The sequence below is a fragment of the Blautia sp. MSK17_66 genome (assembly GCF_020538025.1).
GTDB lineage: Bacteria > Bacillota > Clostridia > Lachnospirales > Lachnospiraceae > Blautia_A.
Genome location: NZ_JAJBNQ010000002.1, coordinates 125,501 through 150,461, shown reverse-complemented (window position 1 = coordinate 150,461; position 24,961 = coordinate 125,501). Strand labels below are relative to the sequence as shown.

20 protein-coding genes and 1 tRNA gene are annotated in these 24,961 nt (G+C 39.1%); 11 read left to right on the top strand and 10 right to left on the bottom strand.

The genetic code is table 11. The annotated features are described in order from the left end of the window. Positions 1–582 precede the first annotated feature (582 nt). The 9 genes from LIR34_RS02005 to LIR34_RS01965 form a co-directional block, all read right to left on the bottom strand. On the bottom strand, positions 583–1,095 hold the full coding sequence (locus tag LIR34_RS02005) for a Uma2 family endonuclease (RefSeq protein ID WP_173901663.1): 513 nt from the start codon (positions 1,093–1,095) through the stop codon (positions 583–585). Positions 1,096–1,175: 80 nt separating this feature from the next. Further along, on the bottom strand, positions 1,176–1,868 hold the full coding sequence (locus tag LIR34_RS02000) for a recombinase family protein (protein ID WP_173901664.1): 693 nt from the start codon (positions 1,866–1,868) through the stop codon (positions 1,176–1,178). Between the two features lie 418 nt (positions 1,869–2,286). Further along, positions 2,287–2,649: a hypothetical protein gene (locus LIR34_RS01995; protein ID WP_173901665.1), complete on the bottom strand. Its 363-nt coding sequence runs from the start codon at positions 2,647–2,649 to the stop codon at positions 2,287–2,289. Beyond that, on the bottom strand, positions 2,630–2,941 hold the full coding sequence (locus LIR34_RS01990; protein WP_173901666.1) for a hypothetical protein: 312 nt from the start codon (positions 2,939–2,941) through the stop codon (positions 2,630–2,632). The genes LIR34_RS01995 and LIR34_RS01990 overlap by 20 nt, the downstream gene beginning before the upstream one ends. Positions 2,942–2,995: 54 nt before the next feature. Further along, complete coding sequence (locus tag LIR34_RS01985) at positions 2,996–3,178, bottom strand: hypothetical protein (protein WP_173901667.1); 183 nt, start codon at positions 3,176–3,178, stop codon at positions 2,996–2,998. Further along, positions 3,159–3,422, bottom strand: coding sequence for a hypothetical protein (locus LIR34_RS01980; RefSeq protein WP_173901668.1), 264 nt, complete (start codon positions 3,420–3,422; stop codon positions 3,159–3,161). Before LIR34_RS01980 ends, LIR34_RS01985 begins: the two co-directional genes overlap by 20 nt. A gap of 125 nt (positions 3,423–3,547) precedes the next feature. After that, a complete protein-coding gene (locus LIR34_RS01975) occupies positions 3,548–3,868 on the bottom strand; it encodes a hypothetical protein (RefSeq protein ID WP_173901669.1) in 321 nt (106 codons plus the stop codon). A 278-nt stretch (positions 3,869–4,146) separates the two neighbouring features. Continuing rightward, a complete protein-coding gene (locus LIR34_RS01970; RefSeq protein ID WP_173901670.1) occupies positions 4,147–4,425 on the bottom strand; it encodes a hypothetical protein in 279 nt (92 codons plus the stop codon). Between the two features lie 83 nt (positions 4,426–4,508). Continuing rightward, positions 4,509–4,763 (bottom strand): hypothetical protein, encoded by a 255-nt coding sequence (locus LIR34_RS01965; protein ID WP_173901671.1) that lies wholly within the window; start codon positions 4,761–4,763, stop codon positions 4,509–4,511. A 285-nt stretch (positions 4,764–5,048) separates the two neighbouring features. Between LIR34_RS01965 and LIR34_RS01960 the strand changes: the two genes are divergently transcribed. The 7 genes from LIR34_RS01960 (at position 5,049) to LIR34_RS01930 (ending at position 21,456) form a co-directional block, all read left to right on the top strand. Beyond that, the gene (locus LIR34_RS01960; protein ID WP_173901672.1) at positions 5,049–5,240 is read left to right on the top strand and encodes a hypothetical protein; all 192 of its coding nucleotides are present in this window, start codon (positions 5,049–5,051) and stop codon (positions 5,238–5,240) included. A 467-nt stretch (positions 5,241–5,707) separates the two neighbouring features. After that, entirely contained in the window at positions 5,708–6,565 is an 858-nt protein-coding gene (locus LIR34_RS01955; RefSeq protein ID WP_173901673.1) for an ArdC family protein, read from the top strand. Between the two features lie 1,479 nt (positions 6,566–8,044). Further along, a complete protein-coding gene (locus LIR34_RS01950) occupies positions 8,045–9,127 on the top strand; it encodes a hypothetical protein (protein WP_173901674.1) in 1,083 nt (360 codons plus the stop codon). Positions 9,128–9,843: 716 nt separating this feature from the next. Next, on the top strand, positions 9,844–10,482 hold the full coding sequence (locus LIR34_RS01945; protein WP_173901675.1) for a hypothetical protein: 639 nt from the start codon (positions 9,844–9,846) through the stop codon (positions 10,480–10,482). Beyond that, entirely contained in the window at positions 10,415–19,192 is an 8,778-nt protein-coding gene (locus LIR34_RS01940; protein ID WP_173901676.1) for a phage tail tape measure protein, read from the top strand. Before LIR34_RS01945 ends, LIR34_RS01940 begins: the two co-directional genes overlap by 68 nt. Before the next feature lie 85 nt (positions 19,193–19,277). Beyond that, a complete protein-coding gene (locus tag LIR34_RS01935; protein WP_173901677.1) occupies positions 19,278–19,985 on the top strand; it encodes a hypothetical protein in 708 nt (235 codons plus the stop codon). A 262-nt stretch (positions 19,986–20,247) separates the two neighbouring features. Then, on the top strand, positions 20,248–21,456 hold the full coding sequence (locus LIR34_RS01930) for a tyrosine-type recombinase/integrase (protein ID WP_173901678.1): 1,209 nt from the start codon (positions 20,248–20,250) through the stop codon (positions 21,454–21,456). Between the two features lie 135 nt (positions 21,457–21,591). Here the strand turns inward: LIR34_RS01930 and LIR34_RS01925 are convergent. Further along, positions 21,592–21,665 (bottom strand) — tRNA-Pro (locus tag LIR34_RS01925). Positions 21,666–21,798: 133 nt separating this feature from the next. Between LIR34_RS01925 and LIR34_RS01920 the strand changes: the two genes are divergently transcribed. Genes LIR34_RS01920 through LIR34_RS01905 form a run of 4 tightly spaced genes read left to right on the top strand, consistent with a single transcriptional unit; the run spans position 21,799 to position 24,952 of the window. Continuing rightward, positions 21,799–22,725 carry a hypothetical protein gene (locus LIR34_RS01920; RefSeq protein WP_173901679.1) on the top strand — a complete coding sequence of 309 codons (927 nt, stop codon included), beginning with the start codon at positions 21,799–21,801 and terminating at the stop codon, positions 22,723–22,725. A 19-nt stretch (positions 22,726–22,744) separates the two neighbouring features. Continuing rightward, positions 22,745–23,395, top strand: coding sequence for a hypothetical protein (locus LIR34_RS01915; RefSeq protein ID WP_173901680.1), 651 nt, complete (start codon positions 22,745–22,747; stop codon positions 23,393–23,395). A gap of 27 nt (positions 23,396–23,422) precedes the next feature. Beyond that, positions 23,423–24,145, top strand: coding sequence for a transglutaminase domain-containing protein (locus tag LIR34_RS01910; protein WP_173901681.1), 723 nt, complete (start codon positions 23,423–23,425; stop codon positions 24,143–24,145). A 21-nt stretch (positions 24,146–24,166) separates the two neighbouring features. After that, positions 24,167–24,952, top strand: coding sequence for a hypothetical protein (locus LIR34_RS01905; protein ID WP_173901682.1), 786 nt, complete (start codon positions 24,167–24,169; stop codon positions 24,950–24,952). The last annotated feature ends 9 nt before the right edge of the window (positions 24,953–24,961 follow it).

The window sequence follows — 24,961 nt, the reverse complement described above, 5'->3', positions numbered from 1 at the left end:
AACATCGTATCAACCCCACAACAAACCACACCACCGGGCAGCTGCGATAAGCTCTCAAGAGAGCCAGAATCACGATTATGCTAGTAATCACAACAATTTTAGCACTATGAAATCGGTTACACACACCATTACAGAATACCTTCCCAGATCACCAATATCACTAGAGAATACCCCAATAATTGCGATAAGCGGAACGATAGGAGTAATCGGACAGTTTCACAGGTTTCACATCTGCTGCCATGTTGAAACTAACATACCAATACAGTAGGAAATAAGAAACACTTTACTCGGCTCGATTAACAGTACGATAACCGATCAGTGATATAGTGACTGGGAAAATGCAGAATCTGCAAGAACCCCTGATGAATCCTAGTAGAAATGCAAGAAAAAAACTTGCAATTTATCTCATATGGAATTAGGAAAAAACAGAAACGTGATTTTTTTGGATCAAAAAAGTTGACGAAAATCTCTTGTAACTTCAGGGACAATCGTCAACTTTTTATTTGGGAAAAAGTGCTAATTTTTGAAGATGGAAAATCCTGCTGCTAAACGATCAGATTATCAATAGAATTATCTTATGTCTTAATAATCAATTTCCTCAAACAGTTCATCGAAGGTTATCTTAATGTTAGGAAAATGCAGCAGTTTCAGCTCATCTTTATTCTTTTCTGTGATAGTCTTCCACAGATAATATTTCGGAATATCGTTTTCATAGTCCAATTCATAGATTTCTACAGACTTTTTTCGCCAGTCAACGATCCAGTATTCCTCAATTTCCTGCTGGCAGTATAATTCCATCTTTTCTGTACGATCATAATTTTCAGTAGATGGAGATAAGACTTCCATAACGAAACGCGGAGCATCCGTAAAAGTATTGCCCCTTCTGGACTTTGTACGGCAGTTTATAGACGCATCAGGAATCACGATCTTATTGTTTCCTTCAGAATCTTTAAAACGATACTGGACATTATCTGAATATACATAACAAGTGCTGTTTTTTAGCTGGTGTCGGATAGCTGCTACAAAATTTACAATAACAGAGGAATGTTCAGGTGTAGCACCTGCCATATCTGTAATCTTCAAATTCCAATCCATATTATACACTCCTTTCAAGAGTTAAGTCGTTCAATGTTGTTACCAGTATTATATCTGATTAAGCCAGAACAATCAACAAATTAACTTGCAGTCTCAAGCAGCAGTTCCTTTTTATATTTGTAGAAAGTCTTTCGTGAAATACCAGTTTGTGTGATGGTTTCCGCATCATTCAGTGATCCGCCGAAAGTTTTGTTGTGCTTCAGGATAATTTCTTTTGCAGTGACGGATTTCTTGGTAGTCAGTTTGCTTCCATGGACTTGTCCAATCTGTTTACCGGATAATCTGGCGGTCTGGATTCCTTCCTTAGTCCGTTGGCGGAGATCCTGAACTTCCTTTTCGGACTGTTCGAATGCAAGTCTGATCTGTTCTTTGGCGAGAGACAGGAGATATTTGTTGATTCCTTCCAGAATACAGTCAATGTTTGTTCCGGTTGTAGGAATTCCACCGTGAAGAGCTGATTTATAGGTATCTGTATTGATATGTGGTTCCTTCAGGAAGATCAGGTTGATTCCCTTGCCAAAAAGCTCATTGTACATGAAAAAACCTTCTTCAGCGTTACGGGACATTCTGCTGACGGAATCGAAGATAATGGTATCACCTGTATGAACTTTCCTTATGAGTTTGTCAAATTCTTTCCTTCCTTGGAATTTTGTTCCGGTATAGATTTCTTCTACAATCTCAGCTTGTGGATATTCTGCAAGGATATTGCGAATCTGACGCTGAAGATTCTGTTGAGGTGTACTGATCCTGACGTAACCGAAGTATTTGTTCATCTGTATAGTCCTTTCTTCTGTGGTAAATCTAAGGCTCCTTTAAAATTACACTTAAAAAAACTGATCTGACGTACCATCGGAGCATAACTTTTACTACTTTTTGGTGATACGTCAGATTTACTACTACATATTCAGGAAGACTGACCGGAATTTATTCCAGCCTCTTCGGTATACCCTACTACAGGATTCCCCGGGGAGAGCTTCCTTTTCAGTTTCGTGTATGATCCGCATGGCAACGTTCTTGGAAAAACAAAAGTCCTTCATAAGTCGGTACAAAGACTTTCTCCATAGATCACAGGTTTCGTAGGGTTCCTGATCCCATTTTGCATCATAGTACTTTTTCATTAAAATAATCCTTTCTCTGCCGCTGGTAAATCCTGCTGCCTTGGGCTGATCCGCAGCAGCAGGACGGAAGCAGTTATAATTTCTTCAGTGGAATCGGAAGATTCTTGAGGACGAATTCATAGGATGTTCTTCTCTGTATACTGATAATGGCGGTATCTTTGTCTTCGTTCAGTTCAATATGAAGAATATAATTCCACGGCTGACCGTTTAATGGTTCGTTATTTTCTGCCTCTTTAAATGCAAGTGCAGTAATAAGATCATCAACGAAGGTATTCATGCGAGATTCCCTTCCCCACGGTACATTATCCGAAAACTGGTTGATTTCGTTCCATGTTTCGATATCCATAACGACGGAATCAAATTTTTCCAGATCACTGACCAGTGTACATACCTTTTGCGTTTTTTTAGTTTCTTTGTTATATCTCATCCAAGACATTTATTATTCCTCCCGTTTCATTCAAAAGTCTGTTTGCTGTTGCTTTTAAGTTTTCCAAGGTCTGAAGTGCTTCAGCATCCTTCTTTGTTTCCTGATTTGCAAGTTTTGCCAGATCAAGACTGTATGTATACAGGTAAGCATGGTATTCAATCGGTGTAATCTGACAGGAATCGGACAACCCTCTTAAATATCCAATGATTAACCCAAAAGCAATGACCGGATCTATCTTCTGATCCTTCACATCAGAGATCTGCTTCGCTGCAAAATCTGCAATGCTTTTTGTGATGTTCATGTGTATGATCCTCCTATGTATTATGTATTTATAAACCTTGTCAGGATTTATAGCCTAATAACCGAACAGTAACCAGTGAGCTACCATTCCGATCGGGACTGCTGCCATAAACAAACCGAAGAGAAGACACTGAAGACAGTATTTGATCTTGTTCTTGAGGTATTTCTTCAGGTTGTGTTTATACAGTTTCTTCCAGTCCTCATAGGTCATAAATGTTTCAATTTCCTGATTCTTCATGGTTGTGATCCTCCTTGAATAAGTTACCGTTTATCATGTTCAGGCAGGCATGAAAGCCCTGCTCAAATGACCATGCTTCAACAAGACTGATCGGTGACATGATCTTATCGTCAATCTGTGAAGTCTTCTTGTGTGTGGCGGTAACGAAATAATCGACAGTTGCATCAATACTGCTTCTGATCTCTTCAGGATAGTCACCAGTGTTATAAGTATCGAAGATAGCAGCTAAAACAGTGTTATTCATCTGTAAAGTCCTCCTTGTGATCTTAAATTTGGTGTGATTCTAAGGGATGAAATTTCGTCCCTAGAATCACAGTGAAGAAAAACTAATGACAAATGCCCGTCATGCCGATAGCACAGCAAGAGTGATTATAATGTGAGCATCAGTTTTAAATACTGATATGCAAGTTTACGGGCTTCGAAGTCGATTCTTTCAAGATACTCTTGTACCTGTTGAGAACCACATTCAAGATACATAAGCTTGTCCTCAAGTGATAAGCTATGCATAGCTTTCTCAATCACCGGATTAACAAGGCTTTTGAAGGCATCTCTCAGCATTGCTATGAATTCCTGTTTTGTTGGGATCTGATCCGCCGCCATGTAGATTGGCTCGATATAGGTTGTATACTCTGTAAAAGAGATATAGTGTTCTGTGAAGTTGCTGATCTTGATAAACTCTGAATACATCATAGTGTATATCCTCCTTATATTTTGACTACCTGACCGCCAGTGTGACGGTCAACGCTCACAGCTTAAAGCCCTGTTTATAGTGGCTGTGACCACTTTATCCCTCTTGAAATGTTACATTCCGGTAACATCCTGAGTTCACAAGCCCATTGTAAAATTTTTCAGCTTCTTCTTTATCTGTAAAGCATCTGGCATAACTGGCATTGGAAGCATTAAAGAAAACTCTGTATAACATTGTTTAGTCCTTTCTCCGGTTAACCGCCACCGGAAGGATAAGAGATTTATTTAATGTAAAGTCTTCTATACTGACTGATCCGCTGATACTCTGCAAGGCTACCGAGATCTTCTTCAAGACGCTTGCTATCGAGTGTTCTTCTTTCGCAGGTGGAAAGTTTAATTGTGAAGTCATTACCAGTCTCTGTGAGTTTTTCATTTGCATCCATGTAACCGATGATCTCACGTTCAACTGCTTTTAATTCTTCTTCAAGCTGTTCTTTCATTGCTTTAAGTCCTCTGTAATCTGCTATAACTTTTTCTAACTCATTCATTGTTCTACACATATGTCTTTCCTCCTTGGGATTTCTTCTTTGGTAGCAACCCTTGAATCATCTTCGTGTCTATTGACTTGTCTAATTACGAAGTCTCACAGGTATATGGTTTCAAGTTTGTGAACATCTTTCGGATGTCCGGTTGCTTGTGTGTTGCTGCAACTCTTCAACAACAAAGTATTGTGTCCTCTCGCTCGTTGATTCTTCCGCTTAACAACTTCTTGGTTGAGGGGTAAAGTTCTGATTGGTTCAGACTGTTCATTTTCTTCAAGTAGTATGAACACTGTGCTTTCTTGCCCTGTTGTTCCTGCTTTCTTCAACTGTTTTGCCGGATCATGTTTATTCTGCATTCACTCTATCTGATACATCTGTCAGCATAACTACCATGTTACTTGTGAACCGCCCTATCGCTTCATCCGGTCTTTCCTGCTTGCTTTGTTGCTGTTGTTTTGTTGTTGAGATTAGTATATATTAGTACCAATATAAAATCAAGACGGAATACTGCACAAAAATATAATGGTACTAATATGCATATATGTATAATAGTACCAATACACCGTGTGATATGCATTGACAAATGAAAGATCAGTGATAAGATAGAGATATACCATCTATATAGAAGGAGAGGTGAAGTAATGCCAGTATCGGAAGCCCAGAAAAGAGCCAGCAAAAAATATTTTGATAATAACTACAAACAGGTAAAATTGTCGATGCCGATAAAGGAAGCGGAAATATTAGAAGAATATTGCAAAGAGCATGAATGTAGTAAAGCAGGATTTATTCGAGAAGCAATACAAGAGAAGATACAGAGAGAGTTGAACAAATAGAAAACTTGAATCTTATAATAAGATGTGATATAATACAAACAAAGAGAACAACCGCCCACAAGGGGTTGACCTCGTTATAGTAGATAACATAGAAATGCCACCCTGTACTCGGTCAAAGTTTTGGGGTGGTTTTTCTATGCTTTAAATCGTCAGTGACAAATCATATAAATGAATGTCAGCAGTGATAATATGAACATTCCGAAAGCCATGAGATCCTTGAAATCGAAATGATTATTCATAAAGCACCACCCCCATTCTATGTAGAATCGAGGTCAGCCACCCTGTAACACGGTTGTTCTATAAAGAAGTTTAGCACATTTTGGAGTAAGAAGCAAGATAAAACATATTAGTACCATTATACAAAATATACAAATTTTTCTTAATAATATTGTGGAAGGCGTGGATTGACAATATATTAGTACCAATATATAATTGAGGCATCAAATGAAAGAGAGAGGTGCTTCAATATGGCAACAAAGATAAATGTATATGATATGGTAACTACAAGGATTATCGCAGAACTTGAGGACGGTATTATCCCATGGGAGAAACCGTGGACAGGTGTTAGATCAGGAGCTTACAACAGAGTGAGCAAGAAACCATACAGTTTATTAAACCAGATGCTTCTGAAGCACACCGGAGAGTATGCAACCTATAAACAGTGGCAGGATTTAGGCGGTCAGGTCAAGAAAGGTGAGAAGTCAGAGATCGTAGTCTTCTGGAAGATCTTCGAAGCAGAAGAAACCAACAAAGATACAGGCGAGAAAGAAACCAAGAAAATACCGTTATTGAGATATTACAATGTGTTCCACATCTCACAGGTTGAAGGAGTAAAACCTTTAACACAAGATCAGCTTAACAATGAAGTAGAACCAATAAAAGAAGCTGAGAAAATCATAACAGATTATGTCACCAGAGAGCATATCAATTTCACAGAATGTGCAAGTAATGAAGCGTATTACAGCCCGTCACAGGATAAAGTGGTTGTACCGCTGAAAGAACAGTACAAAGTAATAAATGAGTATTACAGCACGACATTTCACGAACTGACACATAGTACCGGACATAAGAACAGGCTTGACAGACTTCAGACCGGATCAGTTGCAGCGTTTGGCGGCGAGGAATACAGCAAAGAAGAACTTGTAGCTGAAATCGGAAGTGCATCCTTGATGAATCTGTTAGGAATCGAAACAATAAAGACCTTCAGGAACTCAACAGCATATATCCAAAACTGGTTACAGGTGTTAAGGAATGATAATAAATTCATCGTATCAGCCAGCAGTAAAGCAGAAAAAGCAGTCAACTACATACTTGCAGCAGAATAACAGGGGAGCGGTAGAAATACCGCTTCTTTTTGCGTCTGGCGTTATATCCGGTTTGGTTTGTGTAGCTGCTGCCTTGCTTCTGTTGTCTGGATCAGATCGTATACAACCGTATATAACCGGATCAGTTGCAGTAGATCAGATTCTATCCGTAGTTACTAGAAATAAAAATATAGTAACTATATTTACTGGTTGTAGTTACCAAAAATAAAAATATAGTAACTACAATCGTACAGATCACAACAGAAAGAAGAAAGACACCAGAGTATATCAGCAGAATGGGGATATAAGGTATAGAAATATCACCATGATATAAGTTAACACAGACTTACTATAGAAGAAAATATATTATTTAATCTGAGATCATAAGAGATACAGGATCACAGGAAAGATCACAAACCAGTGATAATAAAAAGGTCAGATCAGACAGAAACATAGAAGAAGCAAGGATTTTACAGGTGTATCTGCTAAACGATCAGGACAGCCAGAACACCAGAAGCAGATCAGGGGAGAGCCATCGGAACCGGACAAAGTGAGCCGAATTTACTACCCTAGATTAGTGGACTATATCACGCTCACACGCTCAGGAAGCCATCGTAGGAGGGTCAGTGGAGAATGTGTCCATGAAGGGGGTCAAATCGAAATTAGACCGTATACGACGATATAGGTCTATTAAAAAAATATTTTACAGGAAATACCAGAAGAATTGGAGTATATGAGCAGATCAGAAGCAAAAAAGTAAAGGAGCATAAGTCTTTTTGATGCATAAGAGATACTATGGATGATGCGAAGAGTTGTGATATCGGATATAAGAACAACATTATGTAGTAGAATAGCAGTATTTACATCATAATACAGGAGAGGGGAGCAGATGCAGAATCATATCTTTACCGGAATCATCAGCAGGAAGAACAACAAAATGCAGTTCAGGGACAGGATCGGAACGACAGACGCATAAGAACCAGAAGCACAAGAAGCAGATCGGAGGGGGAGGGGCAGCAGGTAGACGGGGGGTACTTATAACTGAGAAGAGGCTTGATATTTCCTGTATTCTCTGGATGTGTTACATTTTTATACTGACCAGAATTTTGAATCCGATAACGATAAAGAATTGTGAATACTGAGAAAATTATAGATGTATGTGAGATAAAATTGTCTTAATTAAATACTAATATACGGACTTCGTCCTCTCTCTTTCCTTCGGAAAGAAATGAAATATGGGAATATGACCGTTTTAAAAACCAATAAAATAAAAGGAATTTTTATCATATTTTCCAAATTTGTCCAAATCAAATACCTAATGTAATCAAATAATATATTATTAGGTTTTTGATGTTGACAATTTTGGAAAGCGAGGTATAATTCGCATTATAACATATACGATTTTGTTATCTCAGGGAGCGTAAGCGGACGGAGATAGAGAGCAGCTCGTCTGCGTATAACGGTTATTAAATATGATAAAACAGGAAGGAAGTTAGGACGATGTTAGAATTGAATCAGGAGTATACCTATAAAAAAATTTGTGAAGTGCTCGGATGGAAAGAGTCTTCAGGTAATCAGAAGAAAAAACAGATCAAAGAGGTAGAAGATTCCTATGAATTTTATCACCCGGAGAATAAGAAGACACACAAGCCCAAGAAGAGCTATATCTTCACGAAGCAGTTGAAAGAGCCAAAACTTCAGGACAAACGTGTAAACAATGGAGCTGTGAAAAAGATTCCGGACGCAACGTTCGAATATTTGTTTAAGTGTATTCTTGTTTCGGGTATTCGAAAAAATGGGTATCATCAGCGAGGAAAGATGAATGAGATATATGTACCGAGTTATTTGATTTATAAAGAATTCGGATTTGATATATATAAAATTTTTAAGGATATGACACATGTTTTTGAAGAATATGTTTGTATAAAGGCGAAAAAAATTTTTCAGGATCTTTGTATTAATACTGTAAGAAGTCAAACTATTACACGTATTTGTAAAACGTTAGGATACCCGGCAAACAGTTTACCGAAAGGAATACTTAGGCAGGAAAGCAAGTCTTGTGAACATACTGTTCCTGATAATGATTTGCTAATAGAATATGAGATTTATATGGGATGGTTCCTTGATTCCTATAAGTTAAGATCCGAGCGTGAAGCAGTAAGAAGTGGCAAGTATTTTGAAATTATCGAGGGAATTGAACATGAATTTGAAGTACACATGAAAAAATATGGGGTTAGAAAGCTGAATAAAATTACGGTTGAATCCATTGAGTTTGAACAGGATTTTAAATCAGATCGAAAACAGAAAGAGATACTTCAGGAAGCGTTTCGGAGAGTAATATTGAATACAATCTTAGATGGCATTCAAAGAAGATGCAATTCTGAAAAACATTACAAAGTAGAGTTGAGTTTGGAAGAAAAGGCGATACTGATTCATTATTTTGAGAAAATGTATGTTATAGCAAAATGTGAAGATAAAAAAATTCTTGAACGTACTGAAGAATTAAAAAATCAGATAAATCAACAAATTGAGGAAAGAAACAGAAATGAGATAGAAACAGTTTGGGGTATAGAAGGTGATTGATCCTGCCGGGCGGGGGTAGTTACAACTTTGTACGGAGTACCCATATAATAAGAAGGAAACCGAATCAAAAAACGACAGAAAAAATTTTGAGATTGAGAATGTGAGAGTGTTTCTTCTTATTATATAGGATAAAACCAACTGCATCAGATATACAGGAGTTCTTCGTGCTTAACTTTGTGCTCCAAGCGTCAAAAGATTAAGTCAATTCTACTAGAAAGAGAGATTGCACACGTTTTCTGACCTTCTGATATAAGAGAGAAAAACATGTGCAAATTGAAAATTTTGAAGAGCCTGCAAGAGTTTTTGATGAGGGACGCTACAGGCTGTGGAGGATAAATGTCTGACAGATCCCGGATCAGACTTCCGGGAGAGGTACAGCTAGATACTGCCGGGAGCAGGATCTGTGATGAAAATAAAGTTCACAAAAAGTTTACATTTGATAATTGGTGTATACGGTAGGTTTATTTTAAGCCAGAGAAGTAAAATTTGAATCGAATATTTAATCTGGAAAGGATATTGGTGAAAAATTTTTAAGCGATTCTAGGGGCATATATGAGGTTTGTAAATAGATTGAAATGTTTGATAATAATGTAAATTGAGTGTATGACAATATGTATTGTCAATCAATTGACAAATAATAATGCTTGTGATATGATAATTGAACCTCAATAATGAAAGAACAAAATGTTCGAAAATAATGTAAAGGAAGAAGACATATGAATAATTTTAATGAAGAAATGCTGAATGAAACGGATGAAGAGTTTGATCTGGAAGAAGATCTGTGGCAGGAGCCGGAATTATGGGACGAGGAAGAGTGGATTCCAGAGTATGACGAGGAAGAAGAGTTAGAAGATTCAGGAATACTAGAAGAAGAGGAATTGGCAGAAGCAGAAGAGATGGAGATTGTGAAATTGCTTCAGAATGCTATGGACTGTCAGGAAAAATTGCTTGCCAGTATGCAGAAGAAAATTTTTGAACTTAATAGCACACAGGAAGTTGAAATGAGAGAGGACTACATAGAAATAGAAGATGGCACGGTGCATAAGATGGTGTCAGCGTTTTTACCAGACAGTAAAAATCGGGACTACGGCTGGTGGGTTCCGATGGTATCTGAAGAAATAGAGAAGAAAAGTAAAAAAGTCAAAGTGCGGAAACTGCCTAGATTTTGGGAATATATACATAAAGTTCCGTATTCAAGAAATGGAAGGTTTAGAGATGCTGAAGATGTGAGAAAAGAAAGACAAAAATTAAAAGCAAGTATAGATTATAATTTGAAGTGTCCGATGAATGCATTGGTGGACGTACTGGATTCCATATCAGAACATGGACAGTCAGATGAGATCGGTTGTGGATGAGACAGCATGGCAACAGGCATCTGCTGCTTCTGGTATGCTGATGGGAAATCTTAAAAATAACATTCAATCAGCTGCGGAAGCTGCAAAGACAACAATTGATCTTGATGTGAATGTGAATACAGAAAAAATCAGCTCTGATATAAGAAGTGCGATTCAGAATGCAGGAAACGGAGCCGGGGAAGCTATGAACCTTGACCTGAAGATGAATGAGGAACAGCTTGTATCAAATCTTCGTGCTGCAATCAGTCAGGTTGCAACGGGTGATGAGCCTGTCAGAGTTGATATTCAGATCAACAGAGAATCCCTGAAATCAGATCTGAGTGCAGCACTGACAGAGATAGATCTTCCGGTGAAGTTCAAGATTGATGCTTCGGAGCTGGAAAAACAGATCCGGTCGGCACTGGACAAGATCAAGGATGTGAAGATGGATCTTCATGTTAATACCGATGCATTGAAACAATCTGTTGGGCAATCTGTGACAGAATCGGTCGATCAGGCAGAAATGCAGGGTGCGAATATCCATATGCCGAATGTTGATACTTCGAATATGCTACAGTTTCAACAGCTTATGGGAAATATCAATGCAGCAGGAAAACAGGGCAAAAGCGTTTTTGAATCTCTTGGAAGCACCTTTAAACAGGCATTTTCTGTATATAGTGGTGCTTATCTTTTACAGAATGGGATCAACAAGGTCATTCAGTCCGGGAAGAAAGCAATCTCAACGGTAAAAGAATTTAATGATATTAAAACAGACCTTGCTATGGCAACCGGAGCAAATAAGACATATATCAATGATCTGATGCAGGATTATAATGTGTTGGGTAAGGAGCTTGGAGCAATCACCTCAGATGTGGCATTATCCGCTGATACATGGTTACGTCAGGGTCGTTCCATGTCGGAAACAAGCCAGCTGATAAAAGACAGTATGGTTCTGAGTAAAGATGCACAGATGGATTCTGAACAGGCGGCAGAAGTCCTGACTGCTACATTGAACGGTTTTCAGATGAATGCAGATCAGGCAAGCCATATTAATGATGTCCTGAACAGTATTGATCTGAAATCTGCTTCTGATGCAGGTGGAATCGGTCAGGCACTGACAAAAGTTGCATCGCAGGCGAATAATGCAGGTGTTTCTCTGGAAAAAACTGCTGCAATGATCGCAACGATTAAGGATGTTACACAGGACAGTGATGACAGTATTGGTACTGGTCTGAAGAGTATTTTTTCCAGAATGAACCAGATCAAAGCAGGAAAATTTGTGGATTCTGAAACAGGGGAATCTTTAAATGATGTAGAGAAAGTCCTGAAAAAAGTAGGAATCTCTATGCGAGATGTGAATGGTCAGTTTAAGCAATCGGAACCTGTCATTGATGAAGTGGCTCAGAAATGGGCTACGTTTGATGGGAATACCAAGAAAGCAGTAGCAACTGCGATGGCAGGAACGTATCAGTATAATAAGCTGATTGCTATGTTTGACAACTGGAATAAAGTCCAGATGCTTACAGAAACAGCACAGAATTCGGATGGAACCGCACAGCAGAAGTTTGAGGACAATTACCTGACTTCTCTGGAAGCAAAGACCAATGCCCTGAAAGCAAGCCTTGAAAATGTGGCTACAGGCTTGGTATCTGACGATATGTATGCAGGATTTTTGGATGGGGCAAAAGCAGTTGCAGACTTTACTGCACAGACGGATCTTCTGAAAGCATCCCTTGCAGGACTTGCAGCAGCAGGTGGAGTGTTTGCATTTCAGCAGCTGATTGCCATGTTTAAAGAACTGTCAAATTTTGGAAGTGCCTTGAATATCAGCAAAATAGCAAATATGTCGACAGATTCCTTTGCACAGTTATTAGGATTGACACAGAATCTTTCAAATGCACAGACAAAGCTGGTATTATCCAGTACAAACTTATCAAATGCTCAGAGGATCGCGATCTTGATGAATCAGGGAATGTCAGAAACACAGGCAGCTGCTGCAATCGCATCTATGGGACTTGCTACAGCAGAAGGAACTGCAACCGCAGCAACATTTTCCTTAACTGGTGCATTATCCGGTTTGTGGGCAACGCTTATGGCAAATCCGCTGATCCTTGTTGCGGCTGGTGTATCGGCAGCAGTTATGGCAATTTCAAGTTACAGTAATTCCGTGAAGGAAGCAATGTCTTCAGCAAGAGATGCAGGAAATTCATGGTCAGAAGAAAATGCTTCATTGGAAGAAAATATCAGCAGGATTCAGGAGTTAAGGGCAGCACTTGAATCTGGTACACTGACGGAACAGGAAGCTGCGGATGCCAAGAGTGAATTGTTATCTATTCAGGAATCTTTAGCAGAATCCTATGGAGATCAGGTAAAAGGAATTGACCTGATGAATGGTTCGCTGACAGAACAGATATCTCTTCTTGAACAGATTTCTCAGAAGAATGCAGAGAATTTTCTGAATGAAAATAAAAAGAGCATTGACAAAGCTGCACAAGAGATGGAGAAAAACCGACATACGTATCTGGGAAAATTTTATGATGATGGTTCGGATGAATCCAATGCAGTTAAGCAGACAGTGAAGGATCTACAGGATAAATACGGGGAAGATGTCTTCCAGATGGACGAATATGCAGACGGATTTACCGTGGATATTCAGTTTAATGCAGATGCAGCGGAGGCAGAAGAAGCCCTGAATGAGTTTATGACCGAAATATCGGACATTGAAAAGAAATACGGAGAATCTGATACGCTGGATCTTATGTCTGATAATGCGTATTCTGGTCTGAAATCTGCAAAAGATGTACTGGGAGAATATCAGGACTTATACGACCAGGCACAGAAAGCTGAGATGATTTCAGATGATGCCTTATACAGTGCAGATGGAAAAGAACAGACTGCTGCAAAGTGGTTATCCGATTATGCAAAGGCAGTAAAAGAATACAACGATGCAGTTGCAGATGGGGATGACCTGAAGATCACAGAAGCAGCAGACAACTTTAACACGCTGGATTCTTCCATGAAGACCCTGAGCAAAGAAAGCGGCATGTCTGAATATGCGGATCAGATACAGGAAGTCCGGGATCAGCTGAATGATACAGCGATTGCAAACAGCAAGTTTACAAAAGCGGTAAAAGGTAACGATTCCAGCACATTTGGGAAGAAGGTTGCAGAGAGTGCGAAAGCCCTGAAGGATCTGAACCTGAGTGATACAGATTTCAAGTATGCTTTTGAGACAGAAGGAGTGCAGGAGGGAGAAGATGCCGTTAATTCTCTGATAGATGCAGCTCTGGAATGTGGCGTGATCTCCGATACATCCAGCGAACAGGTGAGCAATCTTGTGAGTATGCTTGCAGAGTTGGGAATCGTATCTTCCACTTCAGTCAGTGCAGCCACAGAAGCGGTATCTGGTCTGGAAAAGCAGCTGGAAGATACGAAAACAACCCTGAGTGGAATTAATGCAGCTACTTCTTTATTGGATTCACAGAGTACGGGAAAATCCATCACCATAGATGATTTTAATTCTGATGATCTTGCAGATTATACTTCTGCTCTGGAATATAATAATGGAGCTTTACAGTTAAATGCTGAGAAAGTCCGGGCACTTCAGAAAGCAAAAGCAGAAGAAGCCATTCAGACAAACGACAACCTGAAGCTGGAAAAACAGAACGAGTATATGCAGAATATCGCAGAGATCGAACAGCTTCAGGAGAAACTGAGAGGATTATCAGATGCAAAGAGTGAGAATGCAGAAAAGATCCAGTCCAATATTGATGCACTTCTGGCTGAGAATGACGGGATCGTAAACCAGTGTAACCAGCTGGATCTGCTGTCCGCATCTTTAAGGGAAGCAACCGGAGCATATCAGGCGTGGCTGGACAAGCAGAACGCTTCAGAATCCGGGGATATGTTCGATGATGCTATGGGAGCCTTGCAGCACATAGAAGATACGGTACAGGTTACAGATTCCGAATATTATGGACGAACCGGAAGAGAAGATTATAAGGCAGCAGTAGATTTTATCGTGCCGGACAATATCGACCATGAAGATGAAGCAGCCGTTTCTTCTTATATTGATTCGATCGAGCATTACTTCAACCATGATTCTGATGGAAACAGAACCGGGCTTGATGTGGCAGAATTCTGTGCGAAAGCTACGAAAGCAGGTCTTATGGAACTGGATGAAGCAAGCGGAGAATACAAGGTTGCAGGTCAGCGTACCATGCAGGATTTTGCAGATGGTCTGAACCTGTCACTGCCGTTTGTACAGGCTATGTTTGGTGAAATGGAAGAATTCAATGCTCATTTTGACTGGTCAGATGAGGCAGTCAAGACGCTTGGCGACCTTGGAATGGCAGCAGGAGAAGCAAAAGGCAGGATTGAAGAATTAGCTGGTGACAAGGATCTGGATATTCAGATAGATGTTTCTGATATAGAAAGTACAGAAGATAAAGTTGCAACACTGGATAATACTATACAGAAGATGCAGGATTACAAAGGTACGGTAGAGGTGGATTCCTCACAGGTGGATGATGCAAATACCGTGATTCAGTACTGTGTCACCCAGAAACAGATGTTAGAAGCACCAGCAGTCATGTCTGTGGACACTTCACAGGTAGAGGGTGATCTGGGAAATGCGTTATCCTTATTGCAGCAGTTTCAACAGGCACAGAATAATGTGGAACTTCAGACAGCAGTTGGGGCAGATACTTCGGAAGCACAGGGCAAAGTGGACAGTCTTGTCAGTGAGATTCAGGGATTAAGCCCGGAAATACAGGCACAGCTGAATATTGAAACGACTTCCGCAGATACGATCGAGGCATCTTTACAGGCACTGACACCAGAGATCATGGTAAAGGCAGGTGTGGATTCTGCCGTAGTGGATGCGTGGGCTGCGGAAGAAAAGAAATCAGATGGTACAGTGAAGTGGAAGAATGATACCGGAACGGTAGATGCATGGGCTGCACAGATGCATACATCCAACGGAACGGTAAGCTGGACTAATGATGTAAGCCAAGTTAAGACAACGTTCACAGCCACAGGAACCGTAAACTGGACAAACACAACACCACCAACAGGAGGCAAGCATGGCGTAAATGGTACGGCTCATGCAGCAGGAACTGCACATTATAACCATTTGGTCGGTCATGCTTATGCAGATGGTAACTGGGGAACGAAAACAGGAGGAACTACTCTGGTTGGAGAACTGGGAAGAGAGATTGTGGTTGATCCGGGTTCCGGTACATGGCATACCGTAGGAGATAACGGGGCAGAGTTTGTAGATATCCCGGCAGGTAGCATTGTATTTAATCACTTACAGTCAGAAGCATTATTAGAACGTGGTTTTGTAAATGGAAGAGGAACTGCAAGAGCAAATGGTACTGCTATGGTCAGAGGTGGGATTTCAAAGAAACAGGCAAATATTGCATCTCATAAGACAACCTATGCAGGCTCACATTCTTCAGGAAACACCAGCAGTGGAAACACCAGCAGTAGAAATTCCGGTGGTGGAAATTCTGGCGGTGGATCTTCCTCAAAATGGGAAGATCCATGGAAGAATGTCAAAGATTGGTTTGAACGGGTCGTGCAGAAACTTCAAAGCCTGATTGATGTGAACAAGGCAAAAGCAGACAATGCAGATGCTATTTCAACAAAGGATAAATACACAAGAAATGCAATCGCAGAGACAGAACGTCTTATTAGCAATTATGGAAATGCCCGTAAGATGTACGTGAAGAAGTCCAACGCTTATGCAAAGAAAATTGGTCTGTCGGCAAAACTAAAGAAAAAGGTACAGGATGGAACTGTGGGACTGGAATCCCTGAGTGAAACAGATAAATCAAAAGTCGAAGCCTACCAGAAATGGTATGATAAGATCGTAGAATGTGACAAGGCAATTCAAGACCTGAAATCACAGGAAAAAGACTTGTATCAGCAGAAACTAGATAATGTAACAACTAAATACGATGCTTTACGAAGTGTATATGAAAATCAGAATAATACACTTAGTAGTAGAAATGAACTTGCCGCTGAGACTGGACATTCTCAGGGGATTGGGTCTGCTTATTACAAAGATATTATTACTCAGAGAAACAATCAGAATGCTCAGACAAGTTTAATCAATAAAGAAATTTCGGATTATCAGAAGCAGCTGAACCAGATTAAAAAGAAATATGGAGTAAATTCCACTTTCTACAAAGAATCTCTTGCAGGTTTAGAGGATCTGAGAACAGCTCTGAATGATAGCAAAAAAGCTACCGCCGAATTGACTAACCAGCTTGATGAGCTTGCTGCAAACGCAGCTCAGTATAAGACTGACAAGTATACTCGGGCAGCTGAGAAACAATCTGCATATAGGGATTATAAAGATGCAAACCGTTATTATGATGCTAAGACAGGTGATTTTTCTAAAGGGATCACTGAGGCTGATTATAAAAATGCCATTGTTACTAACAATCGCACGATAAAAGCATTACAGGATCAAAAGAATATAGCACAGCAGAAAATGCTTACACTGAACAAAGATTCAGACAAATATCAGGAATATGCCGATCAATTATCCGAATTAGACAAAAAGATTTTTGAGACTGCAAATGGTAATGCAGAGTTAAAGAAATCTATCGTTGATCTACGGTTTGAACAGTTTGACGAAGCACAAGACAAACTGGATGATCTGATTGAGGATTATGGAAATCTCCGGGATATGATGGATTCTGATACGTTTTATAACGATGATGGATCATTTACAGATACCGGGCTTGCAAATATCTCTCTCATCAATAAGGAAATGGATGCGTATAAACAGAAGATTTCTGACTGTACCGCCGAACTTGATTTACTTGAAAAATTAAAGAAAAACGGTATGGTTACAGCCGATGAGTACAAAGAACGATCAGAAAATGCCTTAAACCAGATACAACAGGCATCCAAGTCTTTATATTCCAGCCAGCAGAATCTGCTTGATATGTATGAGAATAAGATCACCAAAGAAAATGATCTGCTTCAGGAGAATATTGATAAACGCAAGAAAGCTCTTGATAATAAGAAGGATTACTATGAGTACGATAAGACTATAAAGGATAAATCCAAAGACATCAATGCTCTTAAGGCACAGATTGCTGCTCTTGAAGGAACCAGTAATGCTGTTGCAAAAGCAAAACTGGCTAAACTCAAAGCTGACCTGAAGGACAAAGAAGAGGATCTGGCTGATACCAAATACGAGCATCAGTTGGATATGGAGTCCAAAGGTTACGATGATCTGTCTGAAAAGGCAGATGATGCATTGGATAATACTCTTAAAGCTCTTAAATCCAATACAGAACTTCAAAAAACTGTTATCACTGATATGCTTTCCGAGGTAAAACAGTCTTATAAAGATACATTTGCAGAAATTAGTAAGATTATTGAGGATACAGGATATAAGACATCCGAGTTATTCAAGAATAATCTAAATGCAGAAACGGTTAAGAATAGCACAAACGAAACGGTTACTGAAACGAATAAACATCTGGGAGAATACACCAAAGTTGATACTTCTGGCATTTCAAATGATAAGGATGTAAATAATATTGTTAATAATGCGGTCAAAGATTCACAGAATGCTTCCAATGCTGCAAATGACATTGGTTATGATTCTAATGGTAAGACTTATAGTGCTAAACTCTCAATCTCATTGAGTCCAAAAAGTGCAACGATATATGTTGCCGGGAAGAAACAGACCGTAAATGTAACATATAAAAATGCTCCTTTAAATCTAAAAGATTTTACTTTAACTGTTAAAGATAGCTCAATCGTTACAGCACAAAAAGTTAACAACACCAGTTTTACTGTTACTGCTAAAAAATCTGGAAAGACCACAATTACAGTATATCCGAAGTTATCTTCTGCTGCTACTGCAACATTCAGCGTTACTGTTCGACAAAAGAATTACGATAAATATGCAAAGACCGTAGATAACGCATTGAATAAATCCGGCTATAAGTTTACTGATGCAGAACGTCAGTCTATTAAGGACAGTTTGATTTTAGGAAAATCTGATAAAGAATTAAGTAACACCAAGGATTTTAATAATAAAATTCAAGATACGATCAAGAAAAATCAGCTGGATAAATGGTATAAATCTTTAAAGAATAAAACATTTAAAAAATCTGATTATGCAAAGAATCATGAACTTATACAGCATTTCAAGAAGAAAGGCAAGGATATATCTGGTGCTAAATTAGTAGACGCAGCTAAGATTCTGGGGTTAAAATATCCGAAATCATATAGTAAATGGACAGGCAAACAGAAAACCGCTCTGCTTAAAAAACTACAGGGATATGGATTCTCTAAAGGTGGAATCGTTCGTAATCTTATCCCAGCAGATTTAGGTACAATGCTAGGAAATGCGATCATCAGAAATGGTGACACCGGATTTATTGGTGCAAGACCCGGGGAAACAGTTCTTACGGAAGAATTTACGAAACTACTAAAACCTTCTGTCGTTTCTATGAATGAGTTCACTGAAATGATGCGTGGTAATAATGGAACAAAACTGAATGGTATTCCTTCAGTTCAAAACCAGAATATTACCTTCAGTCCGGAAATTAATCTGAACGTAGAAAGCATTGATAGTGAGCTTGATGTAAAGAATCTTGCAAAACAGCTTGGTGATGTTATGTTTGATGATTTTTCAAAGAAAATGACAAAGAATTTGAGAAAAGATATGAGTAAACTAACTGGAAGAAATAGATAAAAAGAATACAGGGATAATCACAAGGGCATCTGGGAACGGATGCTCTTGTTTTAATGAAAACTAGAGATACAAGGAGGAAAATTTTATGACCGAAAAAAGAATGAAGAAAACGACAAGAAGAGAAGAATACAGAAAAAAATTCAATGAGCAGATGAATAAATTCAATTACATCCTTCAGGATGGAGAGAAAATCGTTCAGTGTAAAGCACCATACCCGAATTACTGGTTCATTTCGAATAAAGGATATCTGTTCTCTGCGTATTCTGACAAGATCAGAATACTGAAACCGAACCACAGATACACAGGAGCAAAGAACAAAGCTGGGATTCGTCCCGGGCAGGACTGGTATTATGAGTATATAGTTGAAGGGGAAAAGTATAATAGGCATGTCAGCATGTACAGAGTAATAAGCGATCATTTCCTGAAAAATGAATTTGATTCTGCGAATAATGAGATACACCATATCAGGAAAAAGGCACTCTATAAACCAAACGAAGGAAACGTATGTAACAGGGTGGAGAATCTGCAACTGCTGCCCCGGGAGATCCACAAAGAACTAACCTATTATGCGAACAAAACCAGTGCGGAACATGATAGAGAACTTGAGAAAAAAATCCGGGAAGCAGACTGTTCGTCATATCAGCTTACACAGGAACAGTTTGAAGCACTGATTAAATGGAATCTACAGAATTGTGCTGCGATGGGAATGATACCAGTGGTTTATATGACTTCAATAACAGATGATGTGTCAGAGATTGAAGCGGAAGCACATCCATTGAAGATAGAGAAATGATGTAAATACTGTTGCCGCCAGCGAAAAAAGAACCAGAACTTCAGGCAGCAGGATAATACCTAAAGAAATAAAATAATCCCAAATGGGACGAAATTTCGTCCTCTTAATTTTTAGATTGAAATGTATAAAAGATACAGAAGGGATGCTCTGGTTCAGGGTGTCTCTTCTGAAAATGGAATAACAGGAATAAGTGAAGAAAAATGATGAGAGATTTAAAAACGTAGTCCGGGGGACAAATATTAAAGATTTATCGTCAGAGGATATGTTGAAATTAGCACTGGATCTGAATATAATAGATATGGCAAGTGTTGAAGAAAAACTGGAAATGAAGCAAAGAAAGAGAATTCTTAGTCAACATCCATATGCTATATGGCAAGGAAAAAATGGCTACTGGTATACATATTTTCTTCCTGATGGCGAAAAAAAAAGGAAACTCATAAAAAAAACAACACAGGAATCTTTGGAAGATATGCTGATAAAGCTGTACTGTGGTACGGAAGAAAAGAAGCGTGTAACATTTGAAGAAATGTATCACAAATGGAGAGAGACACAGGACAAGCTGGTGTCAGGCAACACAGTCTATAAATATGATACAGATTATCAGAGATACTTTGCAGGTCAGGAGTTTTCAGACATTGAAATCGAACGGATCACAGAGGAAACAGTAAAAGTTTTTATCTGTAAGACAGTAAAAGAAAAAGAACTGTGCAAAAAAGCGTGTAAAACATTGTTTGGATATGTCAGGAATGTAATAAAAAGTGCCTTAATCAATAAGATTATCAAGGAAAATCCTACAGAATATCTTGAAGCAAAGCAGTTTTACAAGTATTGTACGGAAAAAAAGAAAACGGTTGAACAGAGAGTTGTTTCGGATGTGGACATGAAGAAGTTATATGCACGTTTTCAGAAAGATTATGAGTGCAAACCGAACTATATTCCAACGTATGCAGTAGAACTGGCAACATTGACAGGGATGAGAGTGGGAGAGCTTTCTGCTCTAAAATGGACAGACATTCACGAAACATACATTCTTATTAGCAAGTCAGAAAAGTATGACAGGCAGGAAAAGAAATACTATATAGATACGACAAAAAATAAGGAAGAAAGGAAGTTTCCTGTTTCTGATGAGATCAGAGATTTGCTGGATCGTGTAAAAAGAGCAGAAGTCAGAAGTGGTTACATCTGTGAATGGGTATTTGCGAATGAAAAAGGCAGAATTCATGCACCGATCATATCCTCATGTATGAAAAACAAATGTCGGCAGGTTGGAATTGAGGAAAAAGGTATTCATGCGTTCAGAAGAACCGTGAATTCCAAAATGCGGTGTAGTGGTGTTCCGGCAACAGTAGCTGCATCTTTGTTGGGACATACAGAAGAAGTGAACGAAAATTACTATACATATGATGTCAGCAGTTTTACGGAAAAACAGAGAATTATATCGTTGATTAACAAAGCAGTTGCTGGAAACTAAGAAGATTTTGAAGAACAGAAATATGGTTGAGTACTATGCAAAAAATAGTAATCAAATAGTAATCAAAAGTAATCAGATTTTGAGTAATAAAAAGGTTCCCAATTTCTCGGAAACCCTTGCTTCTGCAATATCAAATCGGGGCAACAGGATTTGAACCTGCGACCTCACGGCCCCCAGCCGTGCGCGCTACCAAGCTACGCCATACCCCGACGAATCTGTGTAGTATTATAACAAGTTAAAAATACTTTTGCAACCGCTTTTTATTTTATAAGGTAATTGATTGAAATTAATAGTGGAATATATTATAATATAAAACACTGAGAAGGAGAGGAGAAGGTGAAATTGAAAAGGAAAAAGTGGGCCGGTAAGACGATGTTTGCGGTACTCATTTGCATATTAGCCATTTCGTGTGGCACATGGAGGGTTCAGGCGGCATCAGATAGTAGTTCAAAGATATCTGCTTCCGATAAAAAGAACAGTATTTCTATTAAGAAAGGGCTTGTCAAGGAGAAGGGCAGATATCGTTATTATGTGAATAATAAACCCATCCGAAATAAATGGAAGAAGATAAAAGGACAATATTACTGGTTTTGTGCAAATGGTGTGGCAGCCAGGGGTGGCTCTTACGATATAAAAGGTACACGTTATATCTTTGATATGAAGTCTCACAGAGTATTACCTGGAAAGACGAAGGTTGTAAAGATAAACAAAAACTGGTTTATTGTTGACAAATATGGCAGAGCTGTCAGTGGATGGCAGGAAGTAAACGGAAAGATATATTACGCATACAAAAGTGGAAGATGCGTTGTAAACAAAACGATAGGCGGTCTCAAGCTTGGCAGGAATGGCTATGCTGCAGATTCTACAAAGGCACGCTGTAAGATAGCCGCGAGGAGATTTATCGCAAATCATACAAATTCAGGCATGACTAATTATCAAAAACTGCGAGCATGCTTTAATTACATTATAGCCTATAACAGATTTGTGGGAAATATGGATCCCAGCCCGGCTGAATTCCGAAGCCGCAAATGGGTATATAAATATGCACTTCAGATGTTTCAGAATGGTCTGACCGGCAATTGCTATGGAATAGCAAGTTCCGTAGCAGCAGTGGCAAAGGAACTGGGATATCAGCCATATGTAATCACATTGGCAGAGGGACACAGTTTTGTAATGATCAATGGTCGTTATTATGATAATATGTACGGAGCTCTGTTTAATGCAGCTTCTCGTCCGGCTTATGTAGCACAATATAAAATTAAATTTTAAATAAAAGGAGAGGATCAAGATGAAAAAGATCAGAAAAATTCTGGTAGCAGTACTGGTTTTAATGCTTATGCTGACACCAGTGGTTTCCGTTTCTCAGCCAGTTACGGTACAGGCTGCGGCGAAAACAACCAAAACAACTCTGAAGAAATCAGGAGGCAGATACTACGCTTACGAAAATGGCAAGAAACTTCGTAATACCTGGCGTACGATTCAGAGTGGAAAGAAGAAATATACCTATTATTTTGGGTCAAATGGTGCTGCTTACCAGGCCAGCAAAGAAATGATGGGAAGATATGGTGTAATCGTAAAGAAAATCAGAGGTCAGTACTATGGATTTGATTATTTGGGACACAGAGTCAAAGGCGTACGTGTCGGAAGTACTTCTACATACGGAATGCCATATGTATTTTACTTTAACTCAAATGGTACTTACAACAAGAAAAGAACAGCACAGCTGAGAACCGCTTCCAAAACAAACAAAAAGGCAGCAACGATCAAGAAGATGCTTGGAAAATGCAGAAAATACAGAATTTCCAAAAACAGCTGTTTTATGAATGGAAATGGAGTAGATATCACCTATACGTATGATACTGTAGAATTATCTGTATTTCGTCCGAAGGGCAAAAACTATAAATATGATGTTGTAGAAAGTCTTGTTGCACGTTATTAAACAGAAAGAAAGAGGGAGGATCTTGACATGAAGAAAAAATTAACAGCACTTGTTCTGAGTCTGGTGCTCGCTGTAATGCCGGCAACCCCGGTCATGAATGTACAGACTGTATCAGCAGCGACAACAACCAAGGTGGCAGTTCAGAAGAATACCTGGAGTAAAGATCATAAATATTATTATGACAATAAAGGCAAGAAGGTAAAAGGGCTTCGTAAAATTGGAAAATACACCTATATTTTTGATTCCAAAGGTGTTCTGGTCAAAAACAAAAAATATTACAAATACGGAAAGACTTATTATAAAATTGATGCAAAGGGACGTGCCAGTAAACTGTCTCAGGTAGAAACACTGGCAGCAATCCGTCTTCAGAAATGCGGCGGTAACTTAAAGAAGGCATTTAAATGGTCAGCGTCTCTCCGTTATAATGGAAACTACAGAGTGGCAAAGAAGAATCATACGAATTATGGAATCTATGGTTTCCGTACAGGAAGCGGTGACTGCTATGTGATGGCAAGTACATTTTACTGGATGGCCAAAGTAGCAGGATATAATGCACATTATGTAACGGGTTATGTAAATAAAGGTAAAACCAAGGGACCTCATGCATGGGTTGAGATCAAAATCAAAAACAAAACCTATGTATACGATCCGAACTTCCAAAAGGAATTTGGTCCAAAAGGTTATACCGGATATGCGATCAGATATGGCCAGAAAGGTACACTGAAGTATATCAAAAAGAAAGTTTACTAAAAAGAGAGGCAGGATAACAGAATGAAGAAAAAAATCGTCACAGTCTTAATGACAGCAGCAATTGGAACCAGTATGCTGGCCGGACAGACAGTCATGGCAGCAGAAACAACAACAGAGACTGCAGCAGAAACCAAGACAGATGAAGATAAAGCTTCTGATGAAACTGAAGAAAAGACAATCGGCAAAAAACCGGAAACAGATAAAGATGCCGAGGGTGTTTTCAGTCTGAAATTCAAGAACCTTACAGGTAAGGTGATCACAGGTGTAACTGTTAAGAATGAGAAAGACGAGAAATACCCAGATAACTTCCTTGAGAAGGACGATAAATTTGCGGCAGACGAAGAAAGAACACTCTGGTTCGATCCAAATGCAGCGAAGGATGAAGCAGCAAATACGGATACGGCAGAAGATAAAGGAACTGAGGCAGCAGAAGAAGTCCAGAAATATGATATGCAGATCACATTTGAAGATGAAACAACAGCAACACTGCATACTCTGCCATTTGGTGATACAGAAGAGGCAGAACTTCATCTGGAGGGAGACGTTGCATATATTATATTTGACAGCAAGGATCTGAAGAAATCTGTCAATACAAAGGAGACAGAACAGGCACTGGCACCAAAGCCGACAGAAGCACCGGTACAGCAGAGTTCTTCACAGACAGAGGATTACAGCTATGATTATGATGAAGACTATGACTATGATTACAGCTATGACGAAGGTGACGATGGGGATTATGATGATTCCGGAGATTCTGCTGCCGAAGGTGGCGACGATGGATGCCTGGATAATGCAATTTTAAACTAAAAAGAGCAG

Coding starts and splice junctions, on each gene's coding strand:
- LIR34_RS01910 (WP_173901681.1), top strand. CDS start 23,423: ATGAAGAAAAAATTAACAGCACTTGTTCTGAGTCTGGTGCTCGCTGTA.
- LIR34_RS01990 (WP_173901666.1), bottom strand. CDS start 2,941: ATGAACATCACAAAAAGCATTGCAGATTTTGCAGCGAAGCAGATCTCT.
- LIR34_RS02005 (WP_173901663.1), bottom strand. CDS start 1,095: ATGGATTGGAATTTGAAGATTACAGATATGGCAGGTGCTACACCTGAA.
- LIR34_RS01950 (WP_173901674.1), top strand. CDS start 8,045: ATGTTAGAATTGAATCAGGAGTATACCTATAAAAAAATTTGTGAAGTG.
- LIR34_RS02000 (WP_173901664.1), bottom strand. CDS start 1,868: ATGAACAAATACTTCGGTTACGTCAGGATCAGTACACCTCAACAGAAT.
- LIR34_RS01930 (WP_173901678.1), top strand. CDS start 20,248: ATGTTGAAATTAGCACTGGATCTGAATATAATAGATATGGCAAGTGTT.
- LIR34_RS01915 (WP_173901680.1), top strand. CDS start 22,745: ATGAAAAAGATCAGAAAAATTCTGGTAGCAGTACTGGTTTTAATGCTT.
- LIR34_RS01965 (WP_173901671.1), bottom strand. CDS start 4,763: ATGCAGAATAAACATGATCCGGCAAAACAGTTGAAGAAAGCAGGAACA.
- LIR34_RS01970 (WP_173901670.1), bottom strand. CDS start 4,425: ATGTGTAGAACAATGAATGAGTTAGAAAAAGTTATAGCAGATTACAGA.
- LIR34_RS01905 (WP_173901682.1), top strand. CDS start 24,167: ATGAAGAAAAAAATCGTCACAGTCTTAATGACAGCAGCAATTGGAACC.
- LIR34_RS01985 (WP_173901667.1), bottom strand. CDS start 3,178: ATGAAGAATCAGGAAATTGAAACATTTATGACCTATGAGGACTGGAAG.
- LIR34_RS01955 (WP_173901673.1), top strand. CDS start 5,708: ATGGCAACAAAGATAAATGTATATGATATGGTAACTACAAGGATTATC.
- LIR34_RS01980 (WP_173901668.1), bottom strand. CDS start 3,422: ATGAATAACACTGTTTTAGCTGCTATCTTCGATACTTATAACACTGGT.
- LIR34_RS01935 (WP_173901677.1), top strand. CDS start 19,278: ATGACCGAAAAAAGAATGAAGAAAACGACAAGAAGAGAAGAATACAGA.
- LIR34_RS01945 (WP_173901675.1), top strand. CDS start 9,844: ATGAATAATTTTAATGAAGAAATGCTGAATGAAACGGATGAAGAGTTT.
- LIR34_RS01975 (WP_173901669.1), bottom strand. CDS start 3,868: ATGATGTATTCAGAGTTTATCAAGATCAGCAACTTCACAGAACACTAT.
- LIR34_RS01995 (WP_173901665.1), bottom strand. CDS start 2,649: ATGTCTTGGATGAGATATAACAAAGAAACTAAAAAAACGCAAAAGGTA.
- LIR34_RS01960 (WP_173901672.1), top strand. CDS start 5,049: ATGCCAGTATCGGAAGCCCAGAAAAGAGCCAGCAAAAAATATTTTGAT.
- LIR34_RS01940 (WP_173901676.1), top strand. CDS start 10,415: ATGCATTGGTGGACGTACTGGATTCCATATCAGAACATGGACAGTCAG.